General features: G+C 43.9%; 11 protein-coding genes. 10 read left to right on the forward strand and 1 reads right to left on the reverse strand.

The window, feature by feature from the left end; translation table 11 throughout:
* The first annotated feature begins 35 nt into the window (after positions 1–35).
* Complete coding sequence (locus tag AC58UU_RS00795) at positions 36–791, forward strand: DUF975 family protein (RefSeq protein ID WP_497312107.1); 756 nt, start codon at positions 36–38, stop codon at positions 789–791.
* A gap of 291 nt (positions 792–1,082) precedes the next feature.
* On the opposite strand, the gene AC58UU_RS00800 is transcribed toward AC58UU_RS00795, so the two are convergent.
* A complete protein-coding gene (locus AC58UU_RS00800) occupies positions 1,083–1,877 on the reverse strand; it encodes an HAD family hydrolase (protein WP_497312109.1) in 795 nt (264 codons plus the stop codon).
* A 221-nt stretch (positions 1,878–2,098) separates the two neighbouring features.
* Here AC58UU_RS00800 and pbfA point away from each other — a divergent pair, with 221 nt between their 5' ends.
* The 9 genes from pbfA to AC58UU_RS00845 all read left to right on the forward strand — a co-directional run bounded on the left by pbfA (position 2,099) and on the right by AC58UU_RS00845 (position 12,606).
* Positions 2,099–3,469: a (R)-1-hydroxy-2-aminoethylphosphonate ammonia-lyase gene (gene pbfA, locus AC58UU_RS00805; RefSeq protein WP_497312111.1), complete on the forward strand. Its 1,371-nt coding sequence runs from the start codon at positions 2,099–2,101 to the stop codon at positions 3,467–3,469.
* Between the two features lie 25 nt (positions 3,470–3,494).
* Positions 3,495–4,292: a phosphonoacetaldehyde hydrolase gene (phnX, locus tag AC58UU_RS00810; RefSeq protein WP_497312113.1), complete on the forward strand. Its 798-nt coding sequence runs from the start codon at positions 3,495–3,497 to the stop codon at positions 4,290–4,292.
* A 2-nt stretch (positions 4,293–4,294) separates the two neighbouring features.
* Positions 4,295–5,416 (forward strand): 2-aminoethylphosphonate--pyruvate transaminase, encoded by a 1,122-nt coding sequence (gene phnW, locus AC58UU_RS00815; RefSeq protein WP_497313114.1) that lies wholly within the window; start codon positions 4,295–4,297, stop codon positions 5,414–5,416.
* A gap of 133 nt (positions 5,417–5,549) precedes the next feature.
* On the forward strand, positions 5,550–6,662 hold the full coding sequence (locus tag AC58UU_RS00820) for a putative 2-aminoethylphosphonate ABC transporter substrate-binding protein (protein ID WP_497312115.1): 1,113 nt from the start codon (positions 5,550–5,552) through the stop codon (positions 6,660–6,662).
* A 184-nt stretch (positions 6,663–6,846) separates the two neighbouring features.
* Positions 6,847–7,890, forward strand: coding sequence for a putative 2-aminoethylphosphonate ABC transporter ATP-binding protein (locus AC58UU_RS00825; protein ID WP_497312117.1), 1,044 nt, complete (start codon positions 6,847–6,849; stop codon positions 7,888–7,890).
* A 20-nt stretch (positions 7,891–7,910) separates the two neighbouring features.
* On the forward strand, positions 7,911–9,611 hold the full coding sequence (locus AC58UU_RS00830) for a putative 2-aminoethylphosphonate ABC transporter permease subunit (RefSeq protein WP_497312119.1): 1,701 nt from the start codon (positions 7,911–7,913) through the stop codon (positions 9,609–9,611).
* A gap of 51 nt (positions 9,612–9,662) precedes the next feature.
* Positions 9,663–10,448, forward strand: coding sequence for a DeoR/GlpR family DNA-binding transcription regulator (locus AC58UU_RS00835; RefSeq protein WP_497312120.1), 786 nt, complete (start codon positions 9,663–9,665; stop codon positions 10,446–10,448).
* 326 nt (positions 10,449–10,774) lie between these two features.
* The gene (locus AC58UU_RS00840; protein ID WP_497312122.1) at positions 10,775–11,791 is read left to right on the forward strand and encodes a hypothetical protein; all 1,017 of its coding nucleotides are present in this window, start codon (positions 10,775–10,777) and stop codon (positions 11,789–11,791) included.
* Positions 11,792–11,820: 29 nt separating this feature from the next.
* Positions 11,821–12,606, forward strand: a complete 786-nt coding sequence (locus tag AC58UU_RS00845) for a DUF8832 domain-containing protein (protein ID WP_497312124.1) — start codon at positions 11,821–11,823, stop codon at positions 12,604–12,606.
* The last annotated feature ends 44 nt before the right edge of the window (positions 12,607–12,650 follow it).

Here is a 12,650-nt window from a genome sequence, read left to right on the forward strand (position 1 = left end):
AGGTGATAAATATATCAAGTATAGGGGGAGTTAATTTGTATTGGACGCGTAGGGATTTAAAGATTAGAGCCAAAAATGTTCTGCGGACATCGTATTGGAAAGCTTTTCTGGTTAGTTTGGTATTGGCCGTGGTTAGTGGCGGGGTATCAAGCTGCTCATATAATTCGGGTGGAAGTACATCGATGAGTCTTCCGGGGTTTAGCGGCGGAATGGGCGATGTCTCCGACGGAGCTGGTCTCGCTATTATCCTTATCTTTGCCTTCTTGGCAGCCGTGATTGGACTAGTGGCGTTAGCTTTTAATATCTTCGTTGTGGCTCCGCTAAAAGTTAGCGAACAGCAATATTTTAAACAAGCTGCACAAGATGATGTAAACATGAACTATCTCGTTTATTCGTTTACGAAAGGCAATTACTTAGCAATTGTTAAAGGTATGTTTTGGAGCGGCCTGCTTAATTTTTTATGGTTTTTGCTGCTCATTATTCCAGGTATCGTGAAGTCGTATGCATACAGCATGACGCCTTATATTTTGGCGGACAATCCTGGGATTGGGATGAAGAGAGCTGTTGATCTCAGTAATCAAATGACACGCGGGCAGAAGTGGAAAATGTTTGTGTTGGATCTTTCCTTTATTGGTTGGTTTATTCTAGGAACGTTGGCACTGGGAATAGGCGTTTTATTCGTACTGCCTTACTATAACTCAACCAAAGCGGAGCTTTACTTGGTCCTTCGTAGGCAGGCGTTACATGACGGGTTAAGCAGCAGCGCGGAGTTGAATTTGCCTTATGTTTAAACAATAAGTGCTAGTGAGGGAATAGCAAAATGGAGCCTGTCGATGTATCGATAGGCTCTTTTTTTATACTTAAGAAGCTAATACGATTAAATCCATTGGAGCAAATACAATGAAAATCAACATGTTACTCATAAATGCATCGTCCCATTGGACAATATACAATGGAATTTTCTCCTAAGCCTTCTCATGAGCCATTTTTGGAAAAAACATTGCATTTTATCCAATGGGATTGCTTATGAACACTTCCTTTATGAGATTCCATTGGATTTTGTGCAACAGAATCTAATAACACTACTCCGGTTTCAAAATACCCAGCAATTCAGGCAATGTAGCGATTTCATAACTTGGGCGATTGTGAATCGGCGCCGTACGGTTATGATGATTGATCCAAACGTTCCGCATGCCAACCCCTATCGCCCCTCTAATATCCGTATCTAAATTATCGCCAACCATTATCGTTTCTTCCACAGTGGTACCAAGCAGATTCAGAGCATGCTCAAATATCGTCGGATCAGGTTTCCCTTTGCCGAAGGAGCCGGATATTAGAATATGATCAAAGTAAGCTGCTAAACCAGGAATGCTGTCTACTTTTTCCTGCTGCAAGTCTGGAGCGCCGTTCGTCATTAGCAGTAGTTGATAATTGTGATGCAAAGCATTCAAGACCTCGAAAGTTGTCTCATAAACCAAGGGACGCTCTCTTCGCTCGCGAGCAAATCGTTCAGCAAGCTTCTCACCTAATAAGGGATCATCGATGCCTAGTTTGAGTAAGCCTTGTGTCCACGATTCCTTCTGATAGATTGGGGCGAACTGCTCCAGCTCTAGAAAGGTTGGGTGCTCTTTCGACTCGAAGCGTCCCCAGAGTGCTTCCAAGTGAGTAACCTCAATCATTTTGGCAAATTCATAACAAGCCATTGTACGAAATAGGTGCTCAGATGACTCGCGTACCGCACTTTCAAGTGCTTCAGCGTTCACGTTGACGGACTCGGAAGCCATGCGGCATGTTTCTTGAAAGGCTTCATTTATACTTTTTTCATCCCACAGTAACGTATTGTCTAAATCAAAAATAATCGCTTTGATAGGTTTCATTGTCCACAATCCTCCCCTATGTCCTATACATAATTTGCTCCATAAATAAAAGGAAGTCAACCGTAATTTAAGAGAAAATAATTAAAAAAACAGCAAACAAACAACTAAAACAAAATAAAACAAATAAAAAACACAAAATTTACATGGATTTAACCTTGCGATTACAAATGCTGTGTAAGATATAAATAAGACGCAACCAAATCCACATGAGGTGATACCAAATGCCAACCAACCATGAACATAAGACCTACATGAAGACGGAAGGCGATATTAATTTGACCGAAGCACGGTCAGCATGGTGGACCGAGCATGTTGATAATTCTGCACGAGCGTATCTGCAAGAGGATGAGGATGTCTTCTTACACCAAACTTTATCAACACCGTGTCTGAATGTGCTCACATCCTGCGAGGGTATTTATGTAGAAGATATGCAAGGCAAGAGAATCATGGATTTCCATGGCAATAACGTGCATCAGCTTGGCTTTGGCCATCCCGCTGTGATTGAAGCAGTCAAACAGCAGCTTGACCAGCTTTCCTTCTGCACAAGAAGATATACGAATTTGCCTGCTATTGAGTTTGCCAACAAATTAGTCGCGTTAACAGATGGGGCTCTGAATAGGGTGCTATTCGCGCCTGGAGCAACATCTGCCATCGGCATGGCTTTGAAGCTGGCACGCGCAGTAACAGGGAAATACAAGACCTTATCAATGTGGGGAGCCTTCCACGGTGCATCACTTGATGCCATTTCCGTTGGCGGAGAGGGAGCATTTCGCAGGGGCTTAGGGCCTTTGCTGCCAGGAGCGGAGCATGTCATTCCGTTTAACTCTTATCGCTGTGTGTTTGGCTGTCAAGATGAGGCTCACACCCTTTGCTTGAAGCCAATCGAGTATGTCCTTGAGCAGGATGGAGAAATCGGCGCAGTCGTTATCGAGACGATTCGCAATACCGATGTACAGATTCCACCTATTGCTTATTATCAAAAGCTGCGAGAGCTCTGTGATCAGTATGGCGCTTTGTTGATTGTGGACGAGACGGCGACAGCGTTCGGTCGAACCGGTAAGATGTTTGCCTACCAGCATTATGGGATTGAACCGGACATGATGGTTCTTGGAAAGGGATTAGGCGGCGGGGTTTTCCCTATGGCTGCTTTGCTCGTAAAGGAAGAGCTGAACAAGGCGCAGGAGATGTCCATCGGACACTACACGCATGAGAAGTCTCCTGTTGGAGCTGCCGCAGGGCTTGCGACTATACGTGTCATAGAGGAAGAGAACTTGCTGGATCATACAAATCGCTTAGCAGCTTTCATGAAGCAGCGGCTGCAAAACATGATGGAGAAGTATCCAATCATTGGAGATATTCGTCAAATCGGTTTGCTCGTTGCTGTTGAACTAGTAATAGATCGTAAGACGAAGGAACCTGCCGTCACAGAGGCAGAACGTGTGATGTACAGCTGTTTAGCAAGAGGGCTTAATTTTAAAGTATCCAAGGGAAATGTTCTTACCCTATCGCCACCTTTGATCATTACAGAAGATGAGCTATGTAGGGCATTGGATATTTTAGAAGAGAGTATTTCCGAGATTTACCAACAATGACATCAGTCAAACAGGAGGTATTTCAATGATACAAGCAGTTGTTTTTGATTGGGCAGGGACGATGGTGGATTACGGTTGTTTTGCTCCGTTAAATGTATTTATGGAAGTTTTCCGCAAACGAGAGATTGCGATCACGATTGAAGAAGCAAGAGCACCGATGGGGCTGCTCAAGCGAGATCATATTCGTGAAATTTTACGGATGGAGCGGGTAGCCAGCTTGTGGCGTGAGCGTTACGGCCAGCTTCCACAAGAATCCGACATTGATGCTCTTTATGCTGATTTCGAGCCCATGATGCTGGCCGCCGTCCATCAATATGCAGAGCCGATCCCCGGAGCTCTAGCTCTTGTAGATCGCTTGCGTCAAAAGGGCATCCGCATAGGTTCAACAACAGGCTATACAGCTGAGATGATGGCAATTGTAACCGTCGAGGCGAAGAAGCGAGGCTATGCTCCTGACCACTTGGTCACGCCAAATGATGTGCCAGCGGGACGTCCTTTTCCTTGGATGATGTACGAGAACGCTGCCGCTCTGAACGTCTTCCCTATGTATAACGTAATCAAGGTAGGAGATACGGTGAGTGATGTTCAAGAAGGCGTTAATGCCGGTGCTTGGACAATTGGCGTAGTAAAGGGCAGCAGCGAGCTGGGCATGAGCGAAGATGAAGTAGCGACTTGTCCTCCTGATATGCTGCAGGAGCGCATGGATGTAGTGGCAGCTAAATTTCGCCAAGAAGGCGCCCACTATGTCATAGATTCAATCGGTGAGTTGGATATGTTAATCCCAGTTATCAATCAACGACTTCAAAGAGGAGAACGACCATGACGATAAACATCAATCAATTGCCAGATAACCCATACCTTTTGTTAACCCCAGGACCTTTGTCGACAAGTAAAAAAGTAAAGGCAGCCATGCTTCGCGATTGGTGTACTTGGGATCAGGATTATAATCAACTGGTTCAGTCGATACGCGGCCGCCTTGTAACAATGGCATCAAGTAAGCCGGATGATTATACGACTGTGCTTATGCAAGGGAGCGGTACTTTTTGTGTAGAATCCGTTATTGGCTCGGTTATTCCTAGAGACGGTAAGCTGCTCATTTTAACCAACGGTGCTTATGGTAAAAGAATGGCTCAGATGGCGGAAGTCCTCGGTATTTACTCGATCGTATTGGATTCAGGTGAAACGAAGCCTGTGAATGTGAAACAGATGGAGGAAGTACTGAAGGTGGATGCGTCCATCACTCATGTGGCTGTTGTTCACGTTGAAACGACCACGGGGATGATGAATCCCATTGCCGATGTGGCTCGCGTGGCTAAGCAGTACGGTAAAACAGTCATTGTAGATGCGATGAGCTCCTTCGGCGGCATTCCCATAGATGTTGCAGAACTTGGCATTGATTATTTAATCAGCAGCGCCAATAAATGCATTCAAGGTGTACCTGGCTTTGGTTTCATCATTGCTCGTAAAGAACCCTTGTACACATGTAAAGGATTAGGTCGCTCCTTGTCCTTAGATCTCTATGATCAATGGGAGACAATGGAACAAGGTAATGGCAAGTGGCGATATACTTCGCCTACACATACTGTTCGTGCCTTTGATCAAGCGCTTCAGGAATTAGAGGAAGAGGGAGGCGTTGCACGTAGATTTGCAAGGTTCACGAGTAATCAACAGACATTAGTTGCAGGAATGCAGCGCATGGGATTGCAAACTTTATTGCCGGTTGAGCTCCAATCACCAATCATTACGTCTTTCTTATATCCGGATTCACCTGTGTTTTCCTTTGATGAGTTCTACACACGTATTAAACAAGAAGGCTTCGTCATCTATCCGGGCAAAATAACAACTGCCGCTACGTTTCGAATTGGCAATATTGGTGATGTTCATCTCCCTGACATTGAACGATTGCTGGTAGGTATGGAAAAACAGTTATTTTGGAAAACAACTTAAAAACAACTAAATAAATATAAAAACAATATTTTAACTTGTATTTAATACTGATTTTACAAAACTATTTTATAATGAATATATCAGGAAGAAATAAACCAACTGGTGCCAATACAAGGGAGTGGGATAAGAAAAGATGAAAAGATCTATTGGTAGTGCAGCAGCTATGTTGACGGTTGTATGTATGCTAGCAGCTTGTGGTGGTAAAGTAGTAAATACGGACGGAGCTAAAACAAACCCAGCAGCAACTCCGGCAGCAAGTTCAAGCGCAGAATCAACCGTGGATACCAAAAGTAAGGATTTAACGGTGTATACGGCTTTGGAAGATGATCAAATCAAAACGTACCTGACGACTTTTAAAACGAAATATCCCGATGTGAAAGTAAACATTGTTCGTGATTCCACAGGGATTGTTACGGCAAAATTGCTTGCTGAAAAGGATAACGCTAATGCAGACGTAGTATGGGGATTAGCAGCAACAAGCTTGTTGGTGCTTGATCAAAATAGCATGTTGGAGCCCTACGCACCTAAAGGAGTAGAGCGTATTCTTCCGGAGTTTAAAGATAAAAATACAGTAACCCACTGGGTAGGTATTGATGCATGGGAAACGGCTTTCATTGTCAACAAAGTGGAGATGGAGAAACGCAAGCTGGCGATTCCTCAATCCTATGAGGATTTGGTTAAACCGGAATACAAAGGGCTTATCACCATGCCAAACCCATCTTCTTCAGGAACTGGCTTCTTGACTGTATCCGGTCTCGTTCAATTGAAAGGGAAAGATGCAGCTTGGGACTATATGAACAAATTGCATGACAACATTGCGATGTATGTTCACTCCGGTTCCAAACCAGCTAAATTAGCAGGTACAGGCGAATATCCAATCGGCATTTCCTTCGGTTACCGTGGGATTCAAGAGAAAAAAGGTGGATCGCCAGTTGAAGTGGTATTCCCTAAGGAAGGTTCCGGCTGGGATGTAGAAGCGAATGCACTTATGAAAAAGAAAGTGGTTAAGCAAGTCGCAAAAGACTTCCTTGATTGGGCAATTACCGACGAGGTTATGAAAGAGTACAACAAAAACTATGCGATTTTAGCCATTAAAACAGATTCAGTTAAAGTACCTGATGGTTACTCTGTAGATCCCGTGAAACAACTGATTAAGAATGATTTGAATGATGCTGCGAAAAACCGCGATACGGTTCTGGCAGAGTGGGACAAGCGTTTTAACGTGAAAAGTGAACCGAAAAAATAAAGGGAAAACCATAAAACGGCTGACTGCGAACTAAGCCTTGCAGCCAGTCGTTTTTGCATCAAAAGGAGAATAGTAATGAAACACAACCAAAACAAACAAATTACACAGAAAAGACAATGGGTTAATAAAACGATAACAATCCAAGCTTATACTTAAACTATCAAGACTAAGGAGGCTGCTTGCCATGACACAAGCTTACCTGTCCATTCAAGGTGTAGATAAATCATTCGGCTCTTTCAGCGCTTTGAAAGAGATTAATATTGATATTCAGAAGAACGAATTCATTTGTCTGCTCGGTCCAAGCGGCTGCGGGAAAACAACATTACTTCGTATTATTGCTGGCCTAGAGAAGCCGTCGCATGGCCGTATTACCGTTGGTGGCAAAGACATTACTTCACTGCCTCCTGCCCAAAGAAACTTCGGTATGGTGTTCCAATCGTACGCGCTATTTCCAAATCTAACGGCCTATCAGAATGTGGCTTATGGCCTGCAAGGCAAGAAGTTCTCGAAGAAAGAAATCGACGAGAAAGTTCGGGAGGTCCTCTCATTAGTTGATCTGATGCATCTTCATGATCGTTATCCGGCGCAGCTCTCCGGTGGACAGCAGCAGCGTATTGCGCTTGCACGCGCCATTGTGCTTTCGCCAGATTTTCTACTTCTGGATGAGCCGCTTTCCGCTTTGGATGCCAAGGTTCGGGTTAAGCTTCGGGAGCAAATCTGTGATTTGCAAGAAAAGCTCGGCATCACGACCGTCATGGTCACGCATGATCAAGAAGAAGCGCTCACGATGGCTGATCGTATTGTGGTGATGAAGAACGCGGAGGTCGTGCAAATTGGTTCTCCAGAGCAAGTGTATGATGAACCGAATTCACCCTTTGTCGCCGATTTTATAGGATCGATTAATTTCTTGAAGGGTGATCTGCAAGGAGGGCACTCATCGCAAAGGAATTTGGCAGTTCGGCCCGAACATATTCGACTATCTGCTCCAGGCTCGAGCAGCGGAATTCAGGCAATTGTCAAGCATGTCGAGTTTAGAGGCGCTTTCTACAGACTGCTGCTTCAACCAACTGATGGTTTCGGAAGTGAACATGGAGATGAGCTTCTAACCGTCGATGTCTCTGCTCATATCTCGCATCAACTTGGGCTGACGAAACATGCTGAGGTTACGGTTCAATTTCCGCAGGAGAAAATGATTACCTTCTCAACTGAAGCTATGGTAGGTGCCTAATGAACAAGGGAACAGTCATCATGAATCTACCAAATCGCCGCAACTGGGGAGACTTCTTTTCTTTGCAAAATGTGTTGATCGTTGTGCTTGTTCTTACCTTAACGACGAGTACACTAATCCCGTTAATCCTATTATTTAGCAAGGCTTTCCTGAGTAAAAATGAGGAATTCATCGGATTTTTCAACTTTATTCAATATTTCTCAACACCATCCTTAATACAATCGTTAACGAATACGATTTGGATTTCAGTACTTTCCACGGCTGTCGCGGTCACTCTCGCTTTCGCCTATGCTTATGGAATAAGCCGGACGGCCGTTCGTGGCAAAAGTTATTTTCATTACGTTGCGCTGCTGCCGCTCTTTGAACCTACGATGATGCATGGGATTGCGCTAACGTATTTGTTTGGGAATCAAGGTATCATCACGAACGGATTCTTCGGTCTCTTGCCAGGGCTGCGGATTCCTATTTATGGACCGGTCGGTATCGTCATATCTGAGGTCATTTATTTATTTCCCCAAGCATTTCTTATCTTTATCACTGCATTGTCGATTACCGACCAGCGGCTCTATGAAGCAGCGGAATCGCTTGGCGCTAATAAAGTGAAAACCTTTTTTACGGTTACGTTACCGTCAGTCAAATATGGCTTAATTAGTGCTATTTTCGTTTGTTTTACGGCTAGCTTTACGGATTTCGGGGCACCTCAAGCTATCGGAGGAAAGTTTAATGTACTTGCAACGGATATTTACAAACAGGTAATTGGCCAGCAAAACTTATCCATGGGTGCAACGGTAGGGATCTTACTGACGATTCCTGCTGTCATTGCTTTCGCTGTAGACCGATTCGTCGACAGGAAGCAGCGTTCGATGCTTTCTTCCAAATCGACACCGTATCGGGTCCCGGATGGGCGTACAAGGGATAGGTTTTATCAAGTGCTGTGTTGGGTTATTTCCATCGCGATCTTGATCCCATTATTGACGATTTTGTTTGCTTCACTGATCAAGGTGTGGCCTTACAATTTGAGCTTTAGCTTGAAACATTTCGATTTCTCGAGTGTAGCGGGGTCGGGTTTGGAACCATTTTGGAATTCGCTTAAAGTATCATTCATAACAGCAATAATTGGGACCATAATGACCTTTGTTTTCGCTTATTTGATTGAAAAGTCGAGAACGATGAAGGGACTTCGGCAGGTCGGATATTTTCTTTCGATTATTCCGCTAGCGCTCCCGGGGATGGTTATTGGCTTGGCTTACATTTTTTTCTTTAATGATCCGAGCAATCCATTGAACTGGATATATGGGACGATGGCGATCATTGTGCTTGCGAATATCACACATTTCTATGCGGTTCCATTCATAACGGCTACGACGGCGTTGAAAAAGCTAGACAAAGAATTCGAGCTCGTCTCGGAGTCCATGCGCGTTCCTTTTTACAAAACATTTCTGAAAGTTACGGTTCCAATGTCATTGCCGGCAATCGTAGAGATTGCCATGTACTTTTTCGTCAACTCGATGGTTACTGTTTCTGCGGTTGTATTCCTCCGGTCTGCGGACATGAACTTGGCTGCTGTCGCCTTGGTGAATATGGAAGATGCAGGGGATGTTGCTGCTGCTGCCGCGATGTCTACACTTATTGTAGCGACGAATATTATCGTTCGTATCGTGTACGAGCTCATTTTGAATAAGGTGAAAAAGAGAACAGCTGCTTGGCAAATGCCTAAGTAAGACCATATAATTACATTAAAATGCTGCACATAAACTGGGGGCTTACACGACATGTCGTTAATCGGTGAAGAGCGGAAGGATTACATTCTTAACCAGTTGAACCTGGAAGGCAAAGTAAAAACGAATGATTTAGTAGATAATCTGAATGTTTCTTCGGAGACGATTCGTCGTTATTTGGAGGAGCTGGAAGAGGAGAACAAGTTAAAGCGGGTGTATGGCGGTGCGGTCAAGATTAATTTATCTCGGGAAGAGCCATCCCATCTGAAAAGGGAAGTCCTTCATGCGGATGAGAAGCGTAAGATCGGAAGAGCTGCTGCTACATTTGTTGAGGATAATGATGTCATCTTCATTGATGACGGAACAACGACCCTACATGTGATTGATTATTTACTTAACAAAAAGAACCTAACGGTGTTGACCACTTCGATTCCAGCTTTGTACTTGCTGATTGATTATAAGAACAAGGAACTTTATTCTGGGGACATTTATTTCCTAGGTGGCAAGGTGAATGCCTTGCATTCTCGTGTTACCGGTTCACTGGCTGAGAAGATGGTGGAGAACTTTTATGCAGATAAAGCCTTCCTTTCTGTAGACGGCATGATGATAGACAAAGGGATAACGGGCTTCGATGAAGAGAAAGGTCAATTGACTGGGCAATTCCTCAAACATGCCAAGCAAAGTATTGTTCTAACCGATCAATCGAAGTTTGGCCTCGTGCAATTTTACAAAATTGCTGACTTGAAAGAGATTGACATTATTGTGAGTGATGTCCCTGCGCCTCAAGAATGGGAAGAGTATTTGGTCAAAAAAGATGTGACTTGGATCGCAGCGCAATAATGTTGAAAAAAAGAATCTGGCAGTTTGCCAGGTTCTTTTTTTAACACGCCAGAATTGCTATTGGGGTGAGCGAAGCTTCCCCCTTATTTGGCGCTCTGGCGAAGCACGCGCCAGCGAAAACCAGCTGAGAAGTCAGAAAAGGCCTTCTCAGTCCTCTTTTTTTGTACCAAATATGGTTCCTGAGACGCTGGAATTCAGCGCAAAAGTGTGCGAATCGCTTTCAAGTGTTGGAGATCCTGCCTTGCATGATCTCATATCATCCTGTCTATGTCATTGGCTATGACATATAATATGGGTATGAAGAAAAATTTGAGGAGATGATGGGTTTGTCAGTCCTGGTACCAATGCCGCAATCGAAAATGAATATCGGTAATTTCAAGCATTCGATCACGATGTTGATGGGGATGTGGCTTATTATTGGTTTGTTTATTGACGGCTTTGCTCATAACCACGGTGCGGTTGAAACCTTTTTTACGCCTTGGCATGCCATTTTGTATTCGGGGTATCTGGCTTGTGCTGTGTGGATTTTCTATCTGACTTATCAGAACAAATCTAGGTCCAATCATGCAACTTGGGTGCAGGCGATCCCGACAGGTTACAAACTTGGTTTGGCAGGGGTGATCATCTTTTTCTTAGGAGGTCTTGGTGATATGTACTGGCATACGGTGTTTGGAATTGAGAAAAATATCGATGCTCTGCTGAGCCCAACCCATTTGATCTTATTGACGGGTGCACTTATGATCCTGACCAGTCCATACCGTGCGATTAGTCACGCTGAAGATGAGGTTTCACCTACCTTTCGCCAATTGCTACCTGCTTTGACCTCGGTTGCATTAACATTTGCTGTCATGGCCTTCTTTCTCATGTATGCTTGGTCATTCCGTCAAAATCTATGGATGGCAAGGGAAGAAGATGCGATCGCAAGAGCTATCGTGGATTTCCTGATTACAACGATGCTGTTAGTCTTACCTGTCATGCTGGTTCTGAGGAGATGGAAACTCCCATTCGGTACCGTCACTTATTTCTTTGTTTTCCAAGCGGTGCTAATGGCGATACTGGATGGCTTTTCTCAATACGGATCTATTGTGATTCTATTGATTAGCGGGATTGCTGCTGATTTGATGTTTAGGTCCATTAAACAGTTGGAAGCGAGCGATTGGCGATATAAGATTGTTTTCTTTCTTATTCCTGTTTTAATCTGGGGCTTATATTTTGCAGAGTTGAGCATTTTTCATACATTGGACTGGGCGCCAGAGCTTTGGGGAGGAACGATGTTCATCTGCGGGCTCTGTTCACTGGGGTTAAGCATTCTCGCGGCTCCAATTGTGCATAGAAAAAGCTGATGAAAACAACGGTAATTGGCCTTATAAGTATGACAATCCTTTTAACCGCTTGCGGTACGCAGCCCACAAAACATGACATGATGGGGATGCCGATTACGACTACATCTCCTTCAACACATGTCCACCAAAATGACGCGATTGCTCATTTTTCAGTCGCGTCGAAGCAATATTTGCCTAATGAGGATGCATCTGTGACGATTCTCATCCAAAATAAATGGAACAAACCGATTGATAAATTCGACATCATGCATGAAAAGCTGCTGCACTTGATCGTTGTCAGTAAGGATCTTACCTATTTTGAACATCTTCATCCTGAATATGTCGGTGGAGGTCGATTTGAAATCAAGACAAAGTTCCCGGCAGGTGGCCATTATCAGCTGATCGCCGATTTTACTCCGCAAGGCATGGGGGAGACGATTCAAACTCACTGGGTAACGATTAATGGGCAGCAAAAAAAAGAAGAAAAGCTTCTACCTGATACGAATCTTACGAAAAGAGTCGGCGACAAAGAAGTAACGCTTTCCTTCGACCATTTGATGGCAGGTATGGATTTAAAAATGAACTTTGCTATTAGAAGTGCTGAAACGAAAAAGCCTATAGCTGATTTGCAACCTTATCTAGGCAGTCTAGGTCATGTGGTGGCGTTAAGTTCAGATGCCAAGGAGTTCGTCCATGTACATCCGAATGATTCGAAAACTTCCGGACCCGATGCAGCTTTCACCATCCACTTCCCCAAAAGTGGTATCTACAAAATATGGGGTCAATTTCAGCATCATAATGAAGTGTTCATTGTCCCTTTTATCATAAAAGTATAATTTGTAATCAAAAAGAAATGTGTTATTCATCTGGGCTTAATGAA

The sequence above is a fragment of the Paenibacillus sp. JT22N1 genome (assembly GCF_059692155.1).

What these genes read in the sequence shown, in the direction of transcription:
- AC58UU_RS00835 (WP_497312120.1), top strand. Translation starts at nt 9,663, where the DNA reads ATGTCGTTAATCGGTGAAGAGCGGAAGGATTACATTCTTAACCAGTTG.
- phnX (WP_497312113.1), top strand. Translation starts at nt 3,495, where the DNA reads ATGATACAAGCAGTTGTTTTTGATTGGGCAGGGACGATGGTGGATTAC.
- AC58UU_RS00830 (WP_497312119.1), top strand. Translation starts at nt 7,911, where the DNA reads ATGAATCTACCAAATCGCCGCAACTGGGGAGACTTCTTTTCTTTGCAA.
- AC58UU_RS00825 (WP_497312117.1), top strand. Translation starts at nt 6,847, where the DNA reads ATGACACAAGCTTACCTGTCCATTCAAGGTGTAGATAAATCATTCGGC.
- AC58UU_RS00845 (WP_497312124.1), top strand. Translation starts at nt 11,821, where the DNA reads ATGACAATCCTTTTAACCGCTTGCGGTACGCAGCCCACAAAACATGAC.
- pbfA (WP_497312111.1), top strand. Translation starts at nt 2,099, where the DNA reads ATGCCAACCAACCATGAACATAAGACCTACATGAAGACGGAAGGCGAT.
- AC58UU_RS00820 (WP_497312115.1), top strand. Translation starts at nt 5,550, where the DNA reads ATGAAAAGATCTATTGGTAGTGCAGCAGCTATGTTGACGGTTGTATGT.
- AC58UU_RS00800 (WP_497312109.1), bottom strand. Translation starts at nt 1,877, where the DNA reads ATGAAACCTATCAAAGCGATTATTTTTGATTTAGACAATACGTTACTG.